Source organism: Sphingomonas sp. CROZ-RG-20F-R02-07 (assembly GCF_022662335.1).
Lineage (GTDB): Bacteria > Pseudomonadota > Alphaproteobacteria > Sphingomonadales > Sphingomonadaceae > Sphingomonas.
Map to the genome: position 1 here is coordinate 1 of NZ_JAKNQJ010000011.1, position 20496 is coordinate 20496.

22 protein-coding genes are annotated in these 20496 nt (G+C 67.7%); 9 read left to right on the forward strand and 13 right to left on the reverse strand.

What is annotated here, in order from left to right; genetic code table 11:
- Nucleotides 1-458 precede the first annotated feature (458 nt).
- From L8H00_RS14435 to L8H00_RS14450, 4 genes are all read left to right on the forward strand, one after another.
- On the forward strand, nt 459-830 hold the full coding sequence (locus L8H00_RS14435; protein WP_242098006.1) for a hypothetical protein: 372 nt from the start codon (nt 459-461) through the stop codon (nt 828-830).
- Nucleotides 827-1414, forward strand: coding sequence for a DedA family protein (locus tag L8H00_RS14440; RefSeq protein ID WP_242098007.1), 588 nt, complete (start codon nt 827-829; stop codon nt 1412-1414). Before L8H00_RS14435 ends, L8H00_RS14440 begins: the two co-directional genes overlap by 4 nt.
- 123 nt (nt 1415-1537) lie before the next feature.
- On the forward strand, nt 1538-2641 hold the full coding sequence (locus L8H00_RS14445) for a PAS domain-containing protein (RefSeq protein WP_242098008.1): 1104 nt from the start codon (nt 1538-1540) through the stop codon (nt 2639-2641).
- Nucleotides 2638-3087, forward strand: a complete 450-nt coding sequence (locus L8H00_RS14450; protein ID WP_242098009.1) for a response regulator — start codon at nt 2638-2640, stop codon at nt 3085-3087. Before L8H00_RS14445 ends, L8H00_RS14450 begins: the two co-directional genes overlap by 4 nt.
- Here the strand turns inward: L8H00_RS14450 and L8H00_RS14455 are convergent.
- The 4 genes from L8H00_RS14455 to L8H00_RS14470 are packed head-to-tail and all read right to left on the reverse strand — an operon-like array spanning nt 2994 to nt 7304.
- Nucleotides 2994-3383, reverse strand: coding sequence for a DUF3325 domain-containing protein (locus tag L8H00_RS14455; RefSeq protein WP_242098010.1), 390 nt, complete (start codon nt 3381-3383; stop codon nt 2994-2996). The genes L8H00_RS14450 and L8H00_RS14455 overlap by 94 nt on opposite strands.
- Complete coding sequence (locus L8H00_RS14460) at nt 3380-4846, reverse strand: PepSY-associated TM helix domain-containing protein (protein WP_242098011.1); 1467 nt, start codon at nt 4844-4846, stop codon at nt 3380-3382. Before L8H00_RS14460 ends, L8H00_RS14455 begins: the two co-directional genes overlap by 4 nt.
- The gene (locus L8H00_RS14465; protein WP_242098012.1) at nt 4843-5139 is read right to left on the reverse strand and encodes an iron transporter; all 297 of its coding nucleotides are present in this window, start codon (nt 5137-5139) and stop codon (nt 4843-4845) included. Before L8H00_RS14465 ends, L8H00_RS14460 begins: the two co-directional genes overlap by 4 nt.
- Complete coding sequence (locus L8H00_RS14470) at nt 5136-7304, reverse strand: TonB-dependent siderophore receptor (protein ID WP_242098013.1); 2169 nt, start codon at nt 7302-7304, stop codon at nt 5136-5138. The genes L8H00_RS14465 and L8H00_RS14470 overlap by 4 nt, the downstream gene beginning before the upstream one ends.
- 164 nt (nt 7305-7468) lie before the next feature.
- Between L8H00_RS14470 and L8H00_RS14475 the strand changes: the two genes are divergently transcribed.
- Nucleotides 7469-8455: an aldo/keto reductase gene (locus L8H00_RS14475; protein ID WP_242098014.1), complete on the forward strand. Its 987-nt coding sequence runs from the start codon at nt 7469-7471 to the stop codon at nt 8453-8455.
- 41 nt (nt 8456-8496) lie between these two features.
- Here the strand turns inward: L8H00_RS14475 and L8H00_RS14480 are convergent, their stop codons facing one another.
- The 3 genes from L8H00_RS14480 to L8H00_RS14490 all read right to left on the reverse strand — a co-directional run bounded on the left by L8H00_RS14480 (nt 8497) and on the right by L8H00_RS14490 (nt 9830).
- The gene (locus L8H00_RS14480) at nt 8497-9126 is read right to left on the reverse strand and encodes a general stress protein (protein WP_242098015.1); all 630 of its coding nucleotides are present in this window, start codon (nt 9124-9126) and stop codon (nt 8497-8499) included.
- Nucleotides 9127-9149: 23 nt separating this feature from the next.
- Nucleotides 9150-9455 carry a hypothetical protein gene (locus L8H00_RS14485; RefSeq protein WP_242098016.1) on the reverse strand — a complete coding sequence of 102 codons (306 nt, stop codon included), beginning with the start codon at nt 9453-9455 and terminating at the stop codon, nt 9150-9152.
- Nucleotides 9456-9566: 111 nt separating this feature from the next.
- Nucleotides 9567-9830: a GlsB/YeaQ/YmgE family stress response membrane protein gene (locus L8H00_RS14490; protein ID WP_242098017.1), complete on the reverse strand. Its 264-nt coding sequence runs from the start codon at nt 9828-9830 to the stop codon at nt 9567-9569.
- 201 nt (nt 9831-10031) lie between these two features.
- Here L8H00_RS14490 and L8H00_RS14495 point away from each other — a divergent pair, with 201 nt between their 5' ends.
- Nucleotides 10032-11516: a PAS domain S-box protein gene (locus L8H00_RS14495; RefSeq protein ID WP_242098018.1), complete on the forward strand. Its 1485-nt coding sequence runs from the start codon at nt 10032-10034 to the stop codon at nt 11514-11516.
- A 77-nt stretch (nt 11517-11593) separates the two neighbouring features.
- Nucleotides 11594-12148 (forward strand): DUF2076 family protein, encoded by a 555-nt coding sequence (locus L8H00_RS14500; RefSeq protein ID WP_242098019.1) that lies wholly within the window; start codon nt 11594-11596, stop codon nt 12146-12148.
- Nucleotides 12149-12219: 71 nt separating this feature from the next.
- On the opposite strand, the gene L8H00_RS14505 is transcribed toward L8H00_RS14500, so the two are convergent.
- Nucleotides 12220-12483 carry a hypothetical protein gene (locus L8H00_RS14505; protein ID WP_242098020.1) on the reverse strand — a complete coding sequence of 88 codons (264 nt, stop codon included), beginning with the start codon at nt 12481-12483 and terminating at the stop codon, nt 12220-12222.
- A 229-nt stretch (nt 12484-12712) separates the two neighbouring features.
- The gene (locus L8H00_RS14510) at nt 12713-13654 is read right to left on the reverse strand and encodes an alpha/beta hydrolase (RefSeq protein ID WP_242098021.1); all 942 of its coding nucleotides are present in this window, start codon (nt 13652-13654) and stop codon (nt 12713-12715) included.
- Nucleotides 13655-13883: 229 nt separating this feature from the next.
- Here L8H00_RS14510 and L8H00_RS14515 point away from each other — a divergent pair, with 229 nt between their 5' ends.
- Nucleotides 13884-15182, forward strand: a complete 1299-nt coding sequence (locus L8H00_RS14515; protein ID WP_242098022.1) for an amidohydrolase family protein — start codon at nt 13884-13886, stop codon at nt 15180-15182.
- Between the two features lie 13 nt (nt 15183-15195).
- Here L8H00_RS14515 and L8H00_RS14520 read toward each other — a convergent pair whose 3' ends face one another.
- The gene (locus tag L8H00_RS14520; RefSeq protein ID WP_242098023.1) at nt 15196-15507 is read right to left on the reverse strand and encodes a helix-turn-helix domain-containing protein; all 312 of its coding nucleotides are present in this window, start codon (nt 15505-15507) and stop codon (nt 15196-15198) included.
- Between the two features lie 130 nt (nt 15508-15637).
- On the opposite strand from L8H00_RS14520, the gene L8H00_RS14525 reads away from it, so the two are divergent.
- Nucleotides 15638-16372: an SDR family oxidoreductase gene (locus L8H00_RS14525; protein ID WP_242098024.1), complete on the forward strand. Its 735-nt coding sequence runs from the start codon at nt 15638-15640 to the stop codon at nt 16370-16372.
- 87 nt (nt 16373-16459) lie between these two features.
- Here L8H00_RS14525 and pnuC read toward each other — a convergent pair whose 3' ends face one another.
- From pnuC to L8H00_RS14540, 3 genes are read right to left on the reverse strand one after another with little or no spacing between them, the layout of a single operon-like run.
- A complete protein-coding gene (gene pnuC / locus L8H00_RS14530) occupies nt 16460-17032 on the reverse strand; it encodes a nicotinamide riboside transporter PnuC (RefSeq protein ID WP_242098025.1) in 573 nt (190 codons plus the stop codon).
- Nucleotides 17032-18132, reverse strand: a complete 1101-nt coding sequence (locus L8H00_RS14535; protein WP_242098101.1) for a phosphotransferase — start codon at nt 18130-18132, stop codon at nt 17032-17034. The genes pnuC and L8H00_RS14535 overlap by 1 nt, the downstream gene beginning before the upstream one ends.
- A 26-nt stretch (nt 18133-18158) precedes the next feature.
- Nucleotides 18159-20408 (reverse strand): TonB-dependent receptor, encoded by a 2250-nt coding sequence (locus L8H00_RS14540; RefSeq protein WP_242098102.1) that lies wholly within the window; start codon nt 20406-20408, stop codon nt 18159-18161.
- Between the last annotated feature and the right edge of the window lie 88 nt (nt 20409-20496).

A 20496-nucleotide genomic window follows, 5' to 3' on the forward strand; every position in this document is an offset into this window, starting at 1 on the left:
GGTCCGGTCGCCCCGCCCCCGCCGCCCGCCCCCCAAGGCTGATCGCGGCGCTCCGTTCGGACGCGTCCGGCACCCGCCGGGCGCGTCGTTCGGCGGATGCGGTTCACGCGGAGGCACGGAGGCGACACTAGGTCGCGCCAGCGGCCCTTCATACCCGACGGACGATGCGAACGCGTAGCCGTGAGCCGCAATATCTCCGCGCCTCCGCGTGAAGTCCTTCTCTTCGCGTCTTTGCGTCTTTGCGCGAACCTGATGCCCCCAGCAGCGCGGCCGTATTTGGGCTAAGACGCGAAGATGTTCGAGACCGCTGCGCGGTCGGGCGGATCCATCCCGCGACAGGGTCGAAAAGATTTCCGGGAAACCGGACCGGCTCGGCCTTATCATGAGTTAACGCGGTTATCGGCAAGGAGCAGATGGGTGGTATCGACGCGTTCGACGACTGACAGCGGGTGTCCGCAATGACCCCGCGCACCGACCGGCTTCTGCGCGCGCTGCTGCTGATCGCCTTCATCGGCGCGCTCGGTTTTACCGGCTTCCATCTGGCGCGCACCGTGCGCGACGCGATCTACTGGAACGCGCATCAGGACGAGCCGATCGAGGGGTGGATGACGATCGGCTATGTTGCGCATTCCTATCACGTCCCCCCGCATATCCTGTTCCTGGCGCTCGGTATGGATCCGGGGCCGCCCGAACGCCGCAACCTGGCCACGATCGCCGCAGCGCGCGGGCAGAGCGTCGCCGCCGTCGCCGCGATCCTGACGCGCGCCATCGTCCATGCCCGGCCGCCCTATCCACGGCCCGCACCGCCGCCGCCGGCACCGCGTCCGTGAGCGGCGAACTGCTCGCGCTGCTGACCAGCTATGGTCTGCCGGCGCTGTTCCTGATCCTGCTAGTCACTTCGGCGGGCGCCCCGTTTCCGGATTCGCTACTGCTCGTCGCGGTCGGCTCGTTCGTCGCGCAGGGCGATCTGCAGTTCGTGCCGGTGGTGGTGGTCGGCACGCTGGGCGCGGTCGCGGGCGACCAGATCGGCTATGCGATCGGCTATTGGGGCGGCCGGCCGCTCGCCGCGCGCGTCGCGGGGGCCGAGCGGATCGCCAAGGCGGAGGCGTTCTCGCGCAAATGGGGTGGCCCGGGCATCTTCTTCAGCCGCTGGCTGGTCGGGCCGCTCGGCCCCTGGATCAACATCACGAGTGGAATGACCGTCTATCCCTGGCTGCGCTTCGCCGTGCTCGATGTGGCGGGCGAACTGATCTGGGTGCTGCTCTACGTATCGCTCGGCCGCGCGTTCAGCGACAAGGTGCAAGCCATCGCCGATCTGCTCGGCAATCTGACATGGGTCGTCCTCGGCATCGGCGTCACGGCGCTGCTCGGCTGGAAACTCCTCCAGTCGCGCCGGCGCTCGGCGCGGTCATGATCGGGGCCCGCTTGCGTAAGTGTATGACAGACCATCGGTTCAGACCGGATGGAACGTCGCCAATTGATCGGAGTTTGCAGAATAGAGTGGGGCGGATAGACCGGCCGGCAAGGGGACTGGCCGATGAAGCAGCGTGACGATTGGCATCTGACCGACGCGATCGATTACGAGCATGGCAGGGCCGATCCGTTCGCCGCGGCGGTGCGCGCGACGCGCATGCCGATGGTCATCACCGATCCGTCCCGGCCGGACAATCCGATCATCTTCTGCAACGAGGCCTTCCAGACCCTGACTGGCTATGAACGCCGCGAGATCATCGGTCGCAACTGCCGCTTCCTCCAGGGTCCCGACACCAACCGCGACGACGTCGCCAAGGTCCGCGCGGCGATCGAAGCCGGCCAGGATATCGGCATAGATCTGCTGAACTATCGCAAGGACGGCACGCGTTTCTGGAACGCGCTGTATCTCAGCCCGGTGCGCAACGACGATGGCGAAATCCAGTTCTTCTTCGCCTCGCAGCTCGACGTGACCGATCGGATCGAAGCGCATCAGCGGATGCGCGAGCAGAAGGCCGCGGTGGATCGCGAGGTCGCATCGCGAACCGCCGATCTGGAGGCGGCGCTGGAGGCCAAGACGCTGCTGCTCCACGAGGTCGATCACCGCGTGAAGAACAACCTGACGATGATCGGCTCGCTGCTGCGGCTGCAGGCACGCACCATCGACGATCCCGTCATCACCGCCAAGCTGGACGCGATGCTGGAACGCGTCGACGCGCTCTCCACCGTCCATCGCCGGCTGTATCAATCGTCGGATATCACCCGGTTCGACATCGGCGCGTTCACCGCAAATCTGGTGACGGACGTGATCGGATCGAGCGGACGGACGGACGTCGTGGTCGACAGCCATTGCGACCGGGTGGATGTGCCGTCGTCCTGGGCTTCGGCCCTGGGGCTCATCATCAACGAAGTGGTCACCAATGCGGTCAAGCACGCCTTCGCCGATGGGCGCAGCGGCCGCCTCGTCGCCCGGACCGAGCTGGCCGACGGAATGGCGACGATCGCGATCCGCGACGACGGCCCCGGGTTCGACGCCGCCTCCGTGAACGGCGACGGCCTTGGCCGGGTGCTGATCCGGCGCCTGGCGAAACAGATCGGCGGAACGGTGGAATGGACCGACGCCGCCCCCGGCATGTGCGTTTCGATCCGCTTCCCGGCCGATCCGTCGTGAAGCGGCTGCGCGCTCCGTTCGACGTGCTCATCGTCGAGGATGAAGCGTTGCTGGCCATGGATATCGAGGCCATGGTCGAGGATGCGGGGCATCAGGTCGTCGCGGAATCGGCCTCCGTCCGCGAACTCGAGGCGCTGCAGCCCGCGCGGGCGCCGACGATCGCGTTCGTCGATATCCAACTCGCCGAGGGCAGCAGCGGCCTGGATGCCTGCCGGGTGATCCAGGATCGGTGGGCCAGCACCGTCATCGTGTTCGTGACCGCCAACCCGCTGAAGATCCCCGATGATTTTTGCGGCGCGCACGGCGTGATCCCGAAACCCTTCACGCGCAACGGCCTCAAATCGGCGATGCGCTATATCGAGGAGGGTCTGTGCGAACCGCCGCCCGTGTCGCCGCAGCCGTCGAGCTTCATCGCCTCGCCCGCCTTCGCCGCCAGCTGGACGTGAGCGCGGCGGCCGGCGTTCCTGGGCGCCGCCCGGTCCGCCCTGCGCTGCCACAGCCAGCAGCCGAACACGACCAGCAATCCCGCGACGGTCAGCTCGCCGAACCATTCGACCACCGCGCGGGACGGATCGTCCGATGCCAGCACGCGCGCCAGCGACGATGCGATCGCCGCATGGCCGCCGGCGAGCAGCGCCACCCGGCGCCCGCGCGGCGGGACGCGCCCGAAGACCAGCGCCGACTGACGCCATGTTCCGGCCGCCAGCATGGCGAAACCGGTGAGCATGAGCGCGAACGTCATCCGCCGGCCCGTCCGCGCGTCGCCAGCCGCAGTGCCGTCGCGCCGAACGCCACCGCCAGGAGCAGCAGCACGCAGTCCACCCCGATGGCCACGCCGTCGGGAACGAACATCGGCACGTCCGCCACCACGACCGCCGCACAGGTCAGCGCGGCGGCGGCCAGCAATTCGGGCCATGCGCGCGCCGGCCGCCGCAGCGCCGCATAGGCCAGCGCCAGGCCCCAAAGACCGAAGGCGCAGCGCACTTCGATCGCGGCCCGGTTCGCGAGCCCAATTGGGATCAGCCGGTTGGCGAGCAGGAAGCCGGCGAACCCGATCGGCAGGCCGGCGATGAACCCGATGTTGAGACGCTCGACCAGATGATAGCCGAAACCATGGCGGCGGCGCTGCTTGACGGTCCAGAGGATCGCCCCGCTCGCGATCGTGGCGGTAAGCATCGCCCCCGACAGGAAATAGAACCAGCGCGCGGCCAGCCCGGCGAACCGCCCCATGTGTAGGCCGTAGAGCACGTCATAGACGCGCACCGCCGGCCGCCGCTCGACATGCTCGCGCAGCAACCGGCCCGTGGTGCCGTCATAGACGAGGTCGTGCTGCTGGACGGCGATGGCGCGCCCCTCCCCGGCCGATACCGTCACCGCCTGCGCCGCGTCGCCCGGATCGGCGATCGACAGCGTGGCGATGCCGGCCTCGCCGAATCGCCGCTGCGCATCGCGCAACAGCGGCGCGAGGGGGACGAGCGGCGCAAGGTGCCCGGTCGCCGGGCGATCGATCGCGGGAGACAGGCTTTGCGCGAACGCCGCCGCATCGCCGCGATAGGCGGCCAAGCCCGGGAACGGCATCCACAATATGGCGAGCGTCACCGCGCCGGTAAAGGCGATCATCAGGTGAAAAGGCAGCGCGAAGACACCCAGCACGACATGGCCATCGAGCCAGCCGCGCTGCCTCTTGTGCGTCCGCAGCGTGAAGAAATCCTTGAAGATCCGCCGGTGCGCGACGATCCCCGTCACCAGCGTCGTCAGCAACGCCATCGCCGCCGCCGCCGCGAGCCACCGCCCCCAGGGATAGGGCAATTGCAGCTCGAAATGCAGCCGGTAGAAGAACTCGCCGCCTAGGCTGTCTCGCACGCCGTCCGGGCTACCGGTCACCGGGGACAGCGTGCGCTGAACGAAACCACTCGCCGGGCCGCCGCTCCAGAACGCCAGCGTGCCGGGCGAGCGCGCATCGGCGAGATCGAGATACCAGGAGGGAGACTTGGCGGCATGTCCGCCGAGCCAGCGGATCGCGGCCTCCGCCGCGGCGACCTGATCGACCGGGCCGCGCGCAAGCTCGGGATGGCACCAAGCGTCGAGCTCCTGTCGGAAGACGCTCAGCGTGCCGGCCGCCGCGATCGCCAGCAACAGCCAGCCGACCACCAGGCCCGACCAATTGTGGAGCCACGTCATCGCCTGGCGGAAACCCGGCTTCACGGTCGCCAGCCCGCCGCCAGCGCGACGCCGGCGAACAGCGCGCCCGCGATCGCCATCATGCCCCAGGCATAGGCCGCCGATCGCACCCAGAAACACGCCATGGCCGCGACCGGCATGGCGAGCAGCGCCAGCAGCGTCGCCGCCATCGCCGCATCGGCGGGATCGAGCGGCAGCGCGGCGGCCAGCGCGATCCCCAACAGCGCGGCGACGCCATATCCCCCCGCCACCGCCGCCGCCACCCGCGACGCCACGGCCAGGCGGTAGCGGCGGGTAACGGGCAGCGACCCTGTCACCAATGGAAGCCGATCGTGCCCTGCACCGTCCGGCGGTTGCCGTACCAGCACCAGCCATAGGTCGCATAGCAACTGGTGAAATAGCGCTTGTTGAAGAGGTTGGTGGCGTTGAACGACAATTCCACGCCGGTCATCCGGTCGCTCAGCTTGCCCAGATCATAGCGGGCGAGCGCATCGATCAGCGTATAGCCAGGCGTGCTCCGCGCTACCCCGTCGAAATAGATGCCGGCATAGACGCTGTCGACATGGCGCACCGCGCCGCCGACCGTCAGCCCGTCGAGCGGCCCCGACTTGCCCGTCCAGGCGAGATTGGCCGACAGGTTGCCGCGGCCGACGCCCAGCAGGCCGCGTCCGACGTTGCGCGGATCGGACGTATCCTCGGTCACCTTCACGGTCTGGCGGCTGAACGCGACCGCCGCGTCGAAGCCGTAAGGCAACGGCGCCTTGGCTTCGACCTCGAAGCCGTAGGAATGCACCTTGCCGGCTTCCATCGCCCGGAAGCTGACGGGATCATAGGTCAGCACGTTCGTCTGATCGATGTCGAAATAGGCGGCGGTGACGAGGATCCGCGGATCGCGCGCCTGGTATTTGATCCCGCCCTCGATCTGCGTGCCGAGCGAGGGGCTGGCGAGCGCGCCGCTCGTCAGCACCGCCGCCTGCGGCTGGAACGACGTGGAATAGGAAACATAGGGCGCGATGCCCAGATCGGTCTTGTAGAGCGCACCCACGCGATAGGTGAACTTGCGATCATGCTGCGTATCGCTGCCGGTCGCCGCCTGCTGCGCCCAATCCTGCCGGCCCGACAGCGTGAGGCGAAGCCCCTGCCATGCGATCTGGTCCTGCGCATAGACGCTCTGCTGGCGCTGCCGCGTCGTCACGTCGGTCACGCCGTAATTGTCGGGCACCGCCGCGGGCGTGGTGGGCGTGGGCATCGTTCCATAGACCGGGGCGAAGGGATCGATCGGCGTGCCGCTGCCGAACGCGGATATCTCGCGGTAATGCAGCACCTGCCGATCCGTGCCGAACAACAATGTATGCTCGAACGGCCCCGTCGTCACCTTGCCGGTGAGCTGATTGTCGTACACCCAATCATTGTCATGCTCGTTCGTCGAATAGGACGCACGCGCGAAGCTGGTGTCGGTGAGCGGAACGCCGCTCGTATAGACGAGCCCCAGCCGGCTGCGGACATATTGGTAGCGGCCGGACGCGCGAAAGGCCCAGCCACCGCCGAAATCATGGCGCAGGATATAGGTCACGCCCGCCTGCTCGCGCGAGAAGAAGTCACCCGGCTCGCCGCCATAGAAAGTCTGCGGAATGCGTCCCACAGGATCGGGCAGGAAGGTGCCATAGGTCGGGAAGACGCCGTAATTGCCGTTGCGCGGATCGTGCGAATAGGCGGCGAGCAGCGTCAGCGTGGTGGGCGTGTTCGCGCCCAGGGTCACCGCCCCGGACACCGTCTGGCGCCGCCGCACGCCGTAATCCTGCTGCGAATGCGCGCCGTTCACGCTGCCATAGACGCGCCACAGCACTGAATCCGACACCCGCCCCCCGATATCGCCGTCGACGCGGTAGAGATCGAAATCGCCATAGGTGGCCGACACCGCGCCATAGGATGCCCGGTCGATCGGCAATTTGCTTTCCAGATTGACGAGCCCGCCCGGCCCCGACTTGCCGTAGAGCGCCGAGGACGACCCCTTCACCACCTCGATCCGGTCCAGTCGCGACACGTCGGCTTGCGCAGCGGCATAGCCGGTCGCGTCGCTCTGGCCGACATAATAGAGCCCGTCGAGGAACACCGGCGCATCGAAGCCGCGCAGCTTGAACTGGTCGTACACCTCGGCGGAGGCGCCGCGCTGCTCGGGCGTGACCCCAGCCACGAAGCGCAGCGCCTGGTTGAGGTTCTGAAGCCCCAGATCGCTGATCTCGCGCGCCGAGATGACGCTGATCGATTGCGGGGTGTCGACGATCGGGGTGTCGGTCTTGGTGCCCGCCGAGGCCTGCGACACCGGCCGGGTGCCGATCACCACGATCGAGCCGTCGCCCGATTCCTGCTGGTCCGCCGGATCGGCCGGCATGGCCGCCACATCCGGCCGATCCGCGTGCACGGGCGACGCCCATGCCGCCTGCCCCGCCATCATCGCGACCGCGGCCGCCCCAAACTTCATCATCGCCGACCCTTTTTCTGTCGGCTGCCACCTAACGGTAATGAATATCATTCGCAATAGCTTTGACGGCAGTCACCTGACGGCAAGGTTCGATTGGCAACCCGCGCTGCCGCCGATCATTGATGCAGCGACAGGCCCACGCGGGCGTAACAGGACGATCGACGATGAAGATCCGCAAGCTCGGTTCGCAGGGCCTCGAAGTGTCACAGCTCGGCCTCGGCTGCATGGGCATGTCCGATTTCTACGGCGGCCGCGACGAGGCGGAGGCGGTCGCCACGATCCACCGCGCGCTCGATCTCGGCGTCACCTTTCTCGACACCGCCGACATGTACGGGCTGGGTGCCAACGAGGAACTCGTCGGCCGTGTGGTGCGCGAGCGCCGTGAATGGGTGACGGTCGCGACCAAGTTCGGCATCGTGCGCGGGGCGGACGGCAGCGCGCGCGGGATCAACGGGCGGCCCGACTATGTCCGCGAGGCGTGCGACGCCAGCCTGCGCCGCACCGGTCTCGACGTGATCGACCTCTATTACCAGCACCGCGTCGATCCGGCGGTGCCGATTGAGGAGACGGTCGGCGCGATGGCCGAACTGGTGAGCGCGGGCAAGGTGCGCTATCTCGGCCTGTCGGAGGCGGCACCCGAGACGATCCGCCGCGCGCACGCCGTCCACCCGATCACCGCGCTGCAGACCGAATATTCGCTGTGGAGCCGCGATCCGGAAGCCGCGATCCTGCCGACGGTGCGCGCATTGGGGATCGGGTTCGTGCCCTACAGCCCGCTCGGCCGGGGCTTTCTCACCGGGCAGTTGCGGACGCCCGACGATCTGGCCGCCGACGACACGCGCCGCAATCACCCGCGCTTTCAGGGAGAGGCGTTCCAGCGCAATCTCGATCTCGTTGGCGAGATCGGCGCGATGGCGGCGGAGAAGGGCTGCACGCCGGCACAACTGGCGCTCGCCTGGGTGATCGCGCAGGGCGAGGACATCGTCCCGATCCCGGGCACCAAGCGTCGCCGCTATCTCGAGGACAATGCGGGCGCGCTCGCCGTGACGCTGAGCGGCGCCGATCTTGCCCGGATCGATGCCATCCTGCCGCCGGGCGCGGCGTCGGGGGCGCGCTATCCGGATGCCACCATGGCGACGATCGATGCGTGAATGAATGGCCGGGAGGGCATCAACCCTCCCGGCGCGTCATGTCAGTAGCGTGTCGTCCCCGTCGTGGCGGCATAGCCTGCCCGGTCGCGGTCGATCTCGTCGCTCGTATAGGCGGGCGCGTCGGCATCGAAGCTGGTCCAGCCCGACTGGCGATAGGCCGCACCGCGCGAGGCGATGTCGACCGAGCGGTTGCGGTCGAGCACGGCCTCGGCGCGCGCGACGTCGGCCTCGTCCACCTTGGCGCTGACCAGCGTGCCGCCGCGGCGCACGCCCTCGGAATAGACGTTCGCCTCCTCCTCGGAATGGCCCGAGTTCTTCAGCGCGCCCACGAGGCTGCCGGTGGCCGCACCGCCCGCTGCGCCGATGCCGGCGCCCGCCGCGGTCGCGGCGAGCCAGCCGGCGGCGACGATCGGACCGAGGCCGGGAATGGCGAGCAGGCCCAGACCGGCCAGCAGGCCGCCCGCGCCGCCCAGCAGCGCGCCCGTCGACGTGCCGCGGCTGACATCGCCATGGTCGTTGACGCCCTCATGGTCGCCGACGGCATGCTGGCCATGCGTGTTGTTGGCGACGATGCTGATGTCGTCATGGTCGATGCCAAGCGCTTCGAGATCGCGCACCGCGGCGCTCGCGTCGGTATAGTCGTCGAACAGGCGTGTGATGGTCTTGGACATGGTCGTTCTCCTGAATGCCGGGATCAATGGACGGTGACGTTGCCCTTATAGTCGAGCGCGACGTTCACCTTGGCGCCGCCCTTCATCGCGGTGCCCTGCCAGACACCGTTCTGGTTCTTGGCGAGCTTGCTGATGCCGGTATAGCCGTCCTTGGCGATGCGCCCGCGCGCCTGGCTTTCCGTGAACGAGTTGCGGCCCTTGGCGGCCATCGCCGTGGTGTGCACGGTTGGGTTCTTCACCGCCGGGTTGTGCGATCCCGCATCGGCCTGCGCGAACGCGGCCGTCGCCATGCTGGCCGCGAACGCGGCGACGATGATCTTTTTGTGCATGTTTCTCTCCTTGGGTGTTCGTTGGCGCCTGCCGTTCCAGTGCGCTCGCCCTCAACGTACGAAAGACCGGAACGGCGCTTGGCGAAATTCACCGATCGGGTCGGCGCCCGCTCAGCGGACCGTACCGCGGCGAAAGAGGTTGATGATGGCGAGCAGCACGATCGCGCCGAGCAGCGACACGCCGATCGTCCCGATGTTGATGACGCCACTGGTGATGGGCGCGCCGCCGATCAGCGGGGTGACGACGAACCCGGCGAGCATGGCACCGACAATGCCGACGATCACGTTGATGATGATGCCGTTATTGTCGCGCATGATCATGCTGGCGACCCAGCCGATGAGGCCGCCGACGACGAGAAGAATGATGAGACCCATATGCCCTCCGACTTCGCGCTGCGATACGGCGGGATGCCGTTTCGCTCAGCGTAGTTCGGATGGCTCAACCCCCATCGCAATCGGACGTTCATTGCGCGGCCTTCGCGTGACCGCGCGCGTTGGTATGAAAAGGCGCATGCACTTGGTAGTTTCAGCGACATCGCGCCGGAACCGCCGGGCCCGCCGGCGGCTTCCTACCCCATGACCGACGACAGGACCAACGCCATCCACACGCCCTCGCTGCGCCACCTCGAACAGCTCATGCAGGATCTGACCGCAGGCGTCATCCTGGTGGATCCCTCGGGCGTGCTCATCAGCGCGAACGCCGCCGCGCTGCGCATGCACGGCGTCAGGAAAACGGAGGATCTCGGCGCCACCGCCGACGATTACTGCCAGCGTTTCTCGCTGCGCTATCGCAACCATCGCCGGCTGGCGAAGCGCGAATATCCCATCATGCGCATGCTCGCGGGCGACAGCTTCCCCGATCTGGTGGTCGAGGTCGCGCCGGTCGGCACCAACGAGCCGCGCTGGACCCACGAGGTCCACGACGTGGTGATGGACGAGGATGGCGGCGAGCCGGACTGCCTCGCGCTCGTCATCCAAGACGTGTCGGAGCGCTACGACGCCGAGGCACGGTTCGAGGCGATGTTTCAGGCCAACCCCGCCCCGGCGCTAATCCTTCGCCTGGCGGACCAGCGCTATATCCGCGTCAATGCGGGGTTCGCCGAACTGTGCGGCTGCGCGCGCGACGCGATCGAGGGCAAGCACCTGCGCGATCTCGACATCCTCGCCAAGACCGAACGCCACGCCTTCGTCGCCGCGCGGCTCGCCGAGGGATCGACCATCCCGCAGATCGAGGCCGAGCTGCCTCTGCCCGACGGCACCACCCGGTTCGTCATCCTCGCCGGCCAGCCGATCGAGGTGGCCGAGCAGGCCTGTATGTTGTTCACCTTCGCCGACCTCGATCCGCGCCGCAAGGCCGAGCATGCGCTGCGCGCGAGCGAGCATCGCTCCACCACCATGTTCCGGCTCGCGCCCGTGGCGATGGCGGTGACGTCCGCGACCGAGAACCGCATCGTGGAGGTCAACGAGGCGTTCGTCCGGATGACCGGCCATACCGGGCACGAACTGATCGGCCGGATGGTGGACGAATTCCAGCTCTGGAACGACGCGGCGCAGCGCCGATCGATGGAGGCGGAGATCGCGCAGAACGGCGGCGTGCGCACCTGCGACGTCCGCGTGCTGCCGAAACAGGGCGATCCGATCGACTGTCTGGTGTCGGCGGAGGCGATCGACGTGCGCGGCGGGCGTTGCGTGCTGTGGCTGTACCAGGACGTGACCGCGCGGCGGCACAGCGAACTGGAGCTGGTCGACGCGATCGAGGCGGTGATGAAGGACGCGAGCTGGTTCGGCCGCTCGATAATGGACAAGCTGGCGACGCTGCGCGGCACCGGCGCCCCTGCCTCCCCTTCCGCGCCCGACCTCAGCAAGCGCGAGCGCGAGGTCCTGGAGTTCATCTGCGAGGGGCTCGACAACGATGCCATCGCCGGCGCGCTGAAGCTCACCGGCAACACCGTGCGCAACCATGTCTCGCGTCTCTACGCCAAGATCGGCGTCAACCGGCGCAGCGCCGCGGTAATCTGGGCGCGCGAACGCGGCATCGGCGGCCGCGTGGCGGACCGCTGAGCACACCCCCGCGCGATGGCGGCCTTGACGGACGCGACAGGCGCACGATCTGAGCGTCGTCAGATGGAGTTTGGGCCATGAATACCGACGAACGCGCATTGCTGAGCCGTTTCCTCGAGGATCTCGCATCGACGCGGGCGGGACCGAAGGATGCCGAGGCCGATGGCCTGATCCGGCAGGCGCTCGCCGCCAACCCCGATGCGGCCTATCTTCTGGTTCAGCATGCGATCGTCGCCGATCAGTCGCTGCACGCGGCGCAACAACGCATCGCCGAACTCGAGCAGCAGCAGCAGCAGGCCGCGCCCGCATCCGCGTCGTTCCTGCCCCAGGGTGGAGCGGGCCCATGGGGCACGCGGACCGCGCAGCCCTATGCGCCGCCGCCGCCCGACGATCGTCCCGGCATCTTCTCGGGCGGCGGCGGCCTCGGCAGCTTCCTCCGAACCGCCGGCACGACCGCGGCCGGCGTCGCCGGCGGCGAGATGCTGTTCTCCGGCCTGTCGGACCTGTTCGGCCATCGCGGCGGCGGGATGTTCGGCGGCGGTCAGGGGTTCATGGGCGCGCCGCAGGACGTGACCATCAACAATTACGGCGACGACGAACGCGACGATGGCGATTACGACGACGGCAACTGACACAAGGACGCGGGCGGGAAGCACGGGGTGGTGATCTTGCGAAAGCATCGCCCCGTTGCGCCCCTCGATCGTTAGCCGTCCTGGCTTTCGCGAAGCGCGACGACTTCGAACTGGAAGCCGGCCCAGCCGCGTTGCCGCGCCGCCTCGGCGGCTGCGGTCTTCTTGCCGGCCGCGTCTTTTGCGGACGGGGAATGGCCCCAGAAAACCTCCGTCTTCCCGTTGTGGAGATCCGCCACGATCCGCCAGAAATGCGTGAACGGCGCGGCGGTGGGGCCGATCGTCTTCACATAGCCATCGGCCATGGTCGCGGTCAGATAGCGCTTCTTTCTCGCCATCGCGCGGCGATAAGGGCGAAGCGCCCGGCAGGTCAAAGCCCTTCAGGATTACATCAGCGTGTCGATCACGCAGCATCGCTCCTGGTCGGCACGCCGAGCCGCTCACGATCGCCCGTAAACGAGGCGAGCCGTGACCGGACAGCGCCTACCGGAAACGGGTGCTCGGTCGGGAGCCTGACGAATCCGAGGTGCGCAGGACCAATCGGCGATCCGCCGCCCACGCCGTGCCTCACTGCTCCGACCTGGCCCAGCCGTGCATGGTCAGCCAGCGCGTGAACTCGTCGAACCAGCCGGTGCTGGTGGTCGTCTTGTGATACATGCCGAAGCCGTGACCGCCCTGTTCGAACAGGTGGAACTCGACCGGCTTCTTCGCCGCGCGCCAGCTATCGATCAGGCCGTATCCGCCGCCACCGAAAAAGGGATCGTCGGCCGCCAGCGCGACGAACATCGGCGGCGCGTCGGACGGGACGGTCACGGGGGCGAGCGGGCCGTAGATCACGCCGAGAAAGGCCGGCTTCGCGTCGCCGCCCGAGAGTTCGGTGGTCAGCGTCAGCATTGCGCCCGCCGAAAAGCCGATCATGCCGATCTTCGTCGGATCGACATGCCATTCCATGGCACGGCGGCGCACCAGCGCGAAGGCCGCGCGGGCGTCGGCGAGCTGGGGCCCGAGGTCCGCGCCCAGGCTCGGCCGGTTCGGCTGCGGCGGCCGCGCCGCGCCGGAGAACATCTCGCGCATCGACCGTTCGAAGCCGGGCATGTCCGCCGGCGTCTGGTTCAGCCGATATTTGAGCACGAAGGCGGCGACACCATGCGCCGCAAGCGCTTGCGCGACGTCGGTCCCCTCATTCTCCATCGACAGCGTCCGGAACCCGCCGCCGGGCGCCACGATCACCGCCGCGCCCGTCGCCTTGGCCGGGTTGGGCAGATAGGGCGTCAGCGTCGCCACGACGACGTTGCGCGCGAACCGGCTGCCATATTGCGTGTACCAAGCCTCGGGCGCCGTTGCGCCGGGCAGCTTGCCCGTGCCGAGTTCGATCGCGCGCGCCTGCGCGGGCATCGGAATGGACGCCATGCGGTCATCCTGCGCCTGCACCGGCACGGCGAACGCACATGCCAATCCAGCCAATAACCATAGCCCGGCGAGTCCGTTCGATACGTTCTTCCACATCATCTCTCTCCCATCCCGGCGCTGCTCATCCGCGTCTCGGGCATCAACGAAGTTAGCGCTATCATGGATAGAGAAGGAAGAGCCAATGTGGTGAGAGGCGTGGTCGGCGGTTGCCTTGGGGCAACCGATCCGCCCGATCGACCCTAGCTTCTTCCGATATTTAGGGGCTTGCAACGCCGGATCGAAACCCGTCCACTGCCGCATATACGATGGCAGCAGAGGAGAGATACGCATGCTGAAAATCACGACCGCCGCTGCTACCGCCATGGCGCTCGTCGCGTCCGCGGCGCATGCGGATACCTTCGCGATCCAAGCGGGCCGGCTGATCGTGGATGCCGCTGCGCCCGAGCGCGGCCCCTCGACCGTCATCGTCACCGACGGGCGTATCACGGGAATCGAAGATGGTGCGACCGCGCCCGCCGGCGCGACCGTCGTCGACATGCGCACCAAGACGGTGATGCCCGGATTGATCGACGTCCACGTCCATCTGACCAGCGACGCGAACCTTCCCTGGTACGAGACGCTCCGGCCCAAATATTCCCAGAGCTATGCGGCGATCACCGGCGTCAAGAACGCGCTCATCACCGCACGCGCGGGCTTCACGACGGTCCGCGATGTCGGATCGAGCGGAACCTCCGCCATCGCGGTTCGCGATGCGGTGCGCGATGGCAGCGTGCCCGGGCCGCGGATCGAAGTATCGGGCCAGCCGCTCTCGATGATCGGCGGGCATGCCGATCCCGCGGTCGGGCTGTCGCCGGAACTGCGCGATGCGATCGCCGCCACGCCGGAGATGTTCACCGTCTGCACGGGGACCGAGGAATGCAGCAAGGCGGTTCGGCGGCTCGCGGCCGAAGGCGTCGACCTCATCAAGTTCATGGCGACGGGCGGCGTGCTCGATCCCGGCGACATCGGCCTCGAACAGCATTTCTCCGATGCCGAGATGAAGGCCATCATCGACACCGCGCACGCGCTTCACCTGAAGGTCGCCGCCCATGCTCACGGCGCGAAGGGGATCGATGCGGCGGTGCGGGCCGGGGTCGATTCCGTCGAGCACGGCACCTTCGTCGATGCGCAGGGCATTGCGGACATGAAGGCGCACGGCACCTATTATGTCGCAACATTGCTGGCCTTTCGCGGGGCGGTGGGCATGATCGGCAAGGGTCTGTTGCAGCCTTCGAGCGAGAAGAAGGCCCGGCAGGCGTTCGAGGCCTGGGGCGTCGGCCTGAACCGCGCCTACAAGGGCGGCATCAAGATCGCGCTCGGCACCGACGCAGGCGTGTTTCCCCATGGCCAGAATGCGCAGGAGATCGGGCTCATGGTTGCGAAGGGCGGCATGACCCCGCGCGATGCGCTGATCGCCGCGACGAAGGGCGGCGCCGACCTGATGGGGCTATCGACCGAAACCGGAACGCTCACCCCCGGCAAGAGCGCCGACCTGATCGCGGTCGATGGCGACCCGCTGGTCGATCCGAACGCGGTGACTCACGTCGCCTATGTCATGGTGATGGGGAAGCCGATCCCCATGAAATGACCCGTAAGACGCCTCACCTCGGCTGATTGGCCAGTACCGCGTCGAGCAAGCCTGGAAAGCGGCGATCGAAATCGGCGCGGCGGAGCGTGTTGATCATCTCGCGCCCGGCCTGGTTCGTCTCGATCAGCCCCGCAGCGCGCAGCAATTTCAGATGGTTCGACAGCGTGCTTTTCGGGATCGACTCGCACGGTGCCGCATCCGTGCAACTCAGCCGCTCCGTCACCGCCAGGCGTGCGACCATGCTCAGCCGATTGGGATCGGCCAGTGCGTGGAGCGCCAGATCGAGCGGCACGTCCTCCAGCCTGGGATGGGAAAATCGGGGCATGCCCTGGATATAGGAAGATCCGACAAGTTTAATAGTTCGGGAATGTTGAACCGTTTGGATCATGCCCTATCTCCCTGCCTGCCGGCAGCGCACGATGGCGTGATCGCGGGCGACATTGCGGAGATTTCACATGTCACTTCAGGGCAAGAAGGCACTCGTCACCGGAGGCTCGCGCGGCATCGGCGCGGCGATCGCCAAGCGGCTGGCGGCCGATGGCGCGGCCGTCGCGATCACCTATGCGGGCAACAAGGCCGCGGCCGATGCGACCGTGGCGGCGATCGAGAGCGCCGGAGGCACCGGCTTCGCGTTCCAGGCCGATGCCGCCGATCCTGCGTCGCAGCGCGCGGGCGTCGAACAGGCCGCAGCGGCGCTGGGCGCGATCGACATCCTGGTCCACAATGCCGGCGTGGCCGAATTCTCCGCCGTCGCCGAGGATAGCGACGAGACCTTCGATCACCAGTTCGGCGTGAACGTGAAGGGCCTGCACGTGGGCACGCGTGCGGCGTTGCCGCACCTGGGAGACGGCGCGCGGATCATCCTGATCGGCAGCATATCGGGCGAGCTCGCCTTCCCGGCGACCGCGGTCTACAGCGCCACCAAGGCAGCGGTGGCGGCGCTGGCACGCGGCTGGGCGAAGGATCTCGCATCGCGCAATATCCTGGTCAACACCGTGCAACCGGGACCGATCGACACCGACCTGAATCCCGCCGACGGCGCGTTCGCGCAGCAGATGATCGGGTTCATCCCCCTCGGCCGCTACGGCAAGGTCGAGGAGATCGCGGGCGCGGTCTCGTTCCTGGCCGGGCCCGATGCGAGCTATATCACGGGCACCACGCTCAACATCGACGGCGGCGCGACGGCGTGATGGACGGCGATCGGCTCCTCCGCTGACCTTGGAGGAGCCGATACGCGCACACCGGCCATCGGGTGGGACGCAACGACCCCATAGGCGTCAGGCTTCGTCGCAAACGTCCACGCGTCTCCGGCGCCAGCCCGCAAAACCCAGGACCGCAAGCACGATGAGCGCGGCGTAGAGCCCCGCGGTCAGCATCAGCCCCTTGAACGCGAACAGCCCGACATAGATCGCATCCACCGCGATCCACAGCAGCCAGCTCTCGCGATGGCGCCGCGCGGTCCACCATTGCGCGACGAGACTGAAGCTGCTGAGCGTCGCGTCCAGCCATGGCAGGGCCGCGTCGGTGTGGTTGCTGGTGAACCATCCGATCGCGACCGCCCCGAGCGCACCGGCCACCAGCCCCGCCCCGGCCGGCGCGGCGCGCAGCGGAACGACGACGACCGTTCCCGCTTGCTGCTTTCCGCGTGCCCAGTTGATCCAGCCATAGAGGATGCCGGCACCGAACATCACCTGCAGCATCATATCGGCATACAGGCGCACGTCGAGGAACAGCTCAAAGTACAACGCGCAAGCAACGAGGTTGATCGGCCAGCACAGCATCCGACGCCGCGCGGTGAGCCAGATCGCCAGGAAGCTGGTGGCGACGGCGGCGATTTCCAGCGCCGACATCAGGCGCCCTGCCCGATCCGCAGCAGGAAGTCTCGCCCTGGCGGCGACCGGAACCATGCGGCGTGACCGAGCAGATATCCGTCCCAGGCGAGCGCGGCGGAAGCCCCATCCGACGCGACACCGGCGAAATAGTCGATCTCGGACAGCGCAAATTCGACATGCACCAGAGGCAGCAAGCCGATGAGCGTCTCACGTTCGCGGCGGCTCAGCGGCACGATCGTCGCATAGCCGGCCAGCAGCGCGAGCGCCGCGCCGGGATCGGCGATGTCGTCGTCGTCGCCCTGCCCCAGCCTGAGCCAGGCGATGGCGGTGCGTTCGATCGCGATCGCCAGATCGTGGATGGCGCAGGTCCGGTCCGCCAGACCGAAGTCGAACACCGTCTCGACCGCTCCGTCCGCCCTCCACAACAGGTTGGAGGGATGGAAGTCGTTGTGCGTCCACAGCGGTCGTTCGGCCGCCAGACGCGACGCCAGCCTGTCTCCCGATGGCGCGATCAGCGCCGCCAGTTGCCGCCGCCACGGCCGCTTCGACAGAAATGCAGCCAGCGCCGGCCGCGATGCGACATAGGCCTCCGCCGCCGCCATCGGGTCGGCGGCGGGCAGGATGGTGAAACTGGCGACGAGGGGCTGGCTGCGGCGTGCCGGCGCATCGAACCCTTGCGAAGCCCGATGCAGCCGCGCAAGCGCCATGCCGGCTGCGCCAGCATGCGCGTGCGACAGGAACGGCGTCCATGACAGCCGGTCGCGGTACAGGTCGGCGCCCGGCGCCTGGCGGTGCAACTCGTAGGTCCACTCGCCCAGCGCGATGGCCGTCGTCCCATCCGTAGCCGTCATCAGACCGGGCACCGAGATGCCACGTCCCAGGTGCGCGACGAACGCATGTTCCTCCGCCAGCCCCTGCGGCGAGCGCACGCCGCGATGATGGCGCTTCAGCACGAACGCGCCGTGCGTGGCGTGGACCAACGCCGCAGCGGAAAAGGGCCGCGGAGAATGCCAATGGACCCCGGTCAGCCTCCCCGCCGCCGGGAAGTGCGCGAGCGTCGCCGCCGCCTCGTCGGCGGTGATCGCCGGCCAGGTCGGGGCGGTCATCTCGGTGCCCATGCCGTGAACCCGGTGGCCGGTCACGCTCAGAATCCGCGCGACAACGTCGCCATCACGGCCGCCCCGCTTCCGATATAATAGGCGGGTGCCGAACCAGCGATCACCGTGCCGCCCCGGCCGGTGGCATCATGCGCGTTGGTGGTGACCGCCTGGACGCCCGACAGCACGCGCGGATCGGTCACGTTGATCGCATTGATGCGCAGGTCGGTGCGCTTCCCGTCGATCCAGTCGGCCAGGTGCAGGCCGACGGACAGGTCGAGCGTGGCATAGCCCTTGATGCTCTCGTCGTTCATAAACGTCGCATATTGGCGGCCGACATATTTCAGCGCGAAGCTGCCGAAGAGGCGTCCGTCGTCATAGGTCCCGCCGCTGCCGAACTGGAACGTCGGGCTGGACACCGCATGCTTGCCGCGCGTGGGCAAAAGGTCCCCGCCGACCGGCAGATCGTCGCCCAGCCGCGCATGAAGATACTCGCCCGACAGATAAACGCTGACGCTCCGCGCCGGGCGATAGTCGATCTCGGCATCGACGCCGTAGGATCGCTGCGATCCGGCGTTCAGCGTCGAACTGACCTGAGCGCCACCGACATCGACGATCGTGGCCAATTGCCGGTTGCGGAAATCATAATGAAACCCGGTCACCGACGCGGACAGGCTCGGCCCGATATAGCGATAGCCGAGTTCCTGCGAGATCGCATATTCGTTCTTCACCACGGTCGTGCCCGCATCGCTCAGCGCGCCACCCTCATAGCTGTCGAACAGCGTGAACTCGTTCGGCGTGCGGAAATTGGTCGTGAGGTTGGCGAAGATCTGCTGACGATCGTCGAGATCGTAATGGACCGCCGCCCGCGGCAGCGCCGCGAAGCTGTCGAGACGAACCCTCGTCTGCGGGCCGGGCAGATCGTTGCGACCGTCCCGCAGGACGTCGACGCCCTTGAACCCGACATCCACCGACAGCCGCGGCGTGAGCGTCACATGATCGGCCAGGAAGAACGCCTTGGTTACGGTCACCGTGCGCTCGTTCTCATAGGCGAGCAGACGGCCGTCGGCGGTGCGGATCGCGTTCGCCTCGTGACCCCATGGGTCGATCGGGTTTCCGTCGGCGTTGATCGGCGTGTAGGACTGGATCACCCGGTCGGTGCCGTAATCGAACCACAGCCCAGCGGTGATGCGGTGCGCGCCCGCGGTCAGCGTCAGCTTGCTGACGTTGCCGGTACGAAGCTGATCGCCGGTATAGTTGCCCAGCACGGTCGCCACCCCGTCCACCGCGCCGGGCAAGGCGATCGGCTGGGCCAGCGCCTCGTTGCCGAGGAAATTGCCGGTCGTGCTCAACTGCGTCCCATAAGGCGAATTGCCATAGCCGAGCTGCAGGTAGGTCGTGCTGTCGAGCGCGATGGCGTCGCCGAGCGTCAGGTGCACCGGCGCGGAGGCGTAGAAATTGCGGAACGGCGCACGGTAGAGCCGCCAGTAATTCGTATCGCCCGCGGTGTAGCGCGCGTCGTAGTTGAAGCCGCGGCCAGACGCCTGCCAGTCCGCGAGCGTGGGGCTGGGATAGGTCGAGGAATTGGCCGCGTTGAACGACAATGCCAGGCTGGCGCGGTTGCCGTCGCCCCATTCGTCCAGCAGCTTGGCATCGACATGCTGGCGGACGTCGTACCCCGCGCCACGCCAATTGTCCGCGCGCGTGTACGAATAGGAGACGAAGCCGCGCAGGCCGGTTCGCCCGATCGTCCCGGTATCGATCCGGGCGAATATCCGCGCGGCGGCGTACGATCCGGCCGAGACGTCGAGCAGACCGCCGGCCCGTGCCTGCGGATCGTCGAGCGACAGCGACAACAGCCCGCCTGCGCCACCGATGGTCGGGGCATCGATGTCGACCGCGCCTTGCGCGAGCGCGATCCGCTTCACGTTCTCGGCATCGGCGAACTGCGCGGGATAGGCGTAATAATAGCCGATGTCGTTCTGCGGCGCGCCTTCCAGCAGCACGCCGATCTCGTCCTGGCCCAACCCGCGCAGGGTGAGGCTCGAACTGGTCGAGAGACCATAGGGATCGCTCGACGACACGTTCGCTCCCGGCAGCAGGTTTACCAGTTGGAAGGCGTTGAGCGTCGGCGCCTGTTTGGCGATGAACGCCGTGGAGATCGCGCTGACCGCCTTGGGCTCGGTCTGGTCGGGCAGCAGGTCCTCCGGATCGCGGCGCCCGATCACCCGGATGTCCACCGGCACGGGGTCGGCGGCAGCGACCTGCTGCGCCGATGCCACCATGGGCAACGCCATCGGCGCACCCAGCATCAGCGCGAGCGCCCCGCCCCGGAGGACCGTCGCGCCGTTATCACGCCAAGCCATAACCGTCATCGTCTCACGT

Coding starts and splice junctions, on each gene's coding strand:
- L8H00_RS14435 (WP_242098006.1), top strand. CDS start 459: ATGACCCCGCGCACCGACCGGCTTCTGCGCGCGCTGCTGCTGATCGCC.
- L8H00_RS14445 (WP_242098008.1), top strand. CDS start 1,538: ATGAAGCAGCGTGACGATTGGCATCTGACCGACGCGATCGATTACGAG.
- L8H00_RS14455 (WP_242098010.1), bottom strand. CDS start 3,383: ATGACGTTCGCGCTCATGCTCACCGGTTTCGCCATGCTGGCGGCCGGA.
- L8H00_RS14470 (WP_242098013.1), bottom strand. CDS start 7,304: ATGAAGTTTGGGGCGGCCGCGGTCGCGATGATGGCGGGGCAGGCGGCA.
- L8H00_RS14475 (WP_242098014.1), top strand. CDS start 7,469: ATGAAGATCCGCAAGCTCGGTTCGCAGGGCCTCGAAGTGTCACAGCTC.
- L8H00_RS14480 (WP_242098015.1), bottom strand. CDS start 9,126: ATGTCCAAGACCATCACACGCCTGTTCGACGACTATACCGACGCGAGC.
- L8H00_RS14485 (WP_242098016.1), bottom strand. CDS start 9,455: ATGCACAAAAAGATCATCGTCGCCGCGTTCGCGGCCAGCATGGCGACG.
- L8H00_RS14490 (WP_242098017.1), bottom strand. CDS start 9,830: ATGGGTCTCATCATTCTTCTCGTCGTCGGCGGCCTCATCGGCTGGGTC.
- L8H00_RS14495 (WP_242098018.1), top strand. CDS start 10,032: ATGACCGACGACAGGACCAACGCCATCCACACGCCCTCGCTGCGCCAC.
- L8H00_RS14500 (WP_242098019.1), top strand. CDS start 11,594: ATGAATACCGACGAACGCGCATTGCTGAGCCGTTTCCTCGAGGATCTC.
- L8H00_RS14505 (WP_242098020.1), bottom strand. CDS start 12,483: ATGGCGAGAAAGAAGCGCTATCTGACCGCGACCATGGCCGATGGCTAT.
- L8H00_RS14510 (WP_242098021.1), bottom strand. CDS start 13,654: ATGATGTGGAAGAACGTATCGAACGGACTCGCCGGGCTATGGTTATTG.
- L8H00_RS14515 (WP_242098022.1), top strand. CDS start 13,884: ATGCTGAAAATCACGACCGCCGCTGCTACCGCCATGGCGCTCGTCGCG.
- L8H00_RS14520 (WP_242098023.1), bottom strand. CDS start 15,507: ATGCCCCGATTTTCCCATCCCAGGCTGGAGGACGTGCCGCTCGATCTG.
- L8H00_RS14525 (WP_242098024.1), top strand. CDS start 15,638: ATGTCACTTCAGGGCAAGAAGGCACTCGTCACCGGAGGCTCGCGCGGC.
- pnuC (WP_242098025.1), bottom strand. CDS start 17,032: ATGTCGGCGCTGGAAATCGCCGCCGTCGCCACCAGCTTCCTGGCGATC.
- L8H00_RS14535 (WP_242098101.1), bottom strand. CDS start 18,132: ATGGGCACCGAGATGACCGCCCCGACCTGGCCGGCGATCACCGCCGAC.
- L8H00_RS14540 (WP_242098102.1), bottom strand. CDS start 20,408: ATGGCGTTGCCCATGGTGGCATCGGCGCAGCAGGTCGCTGCCGCCGAC.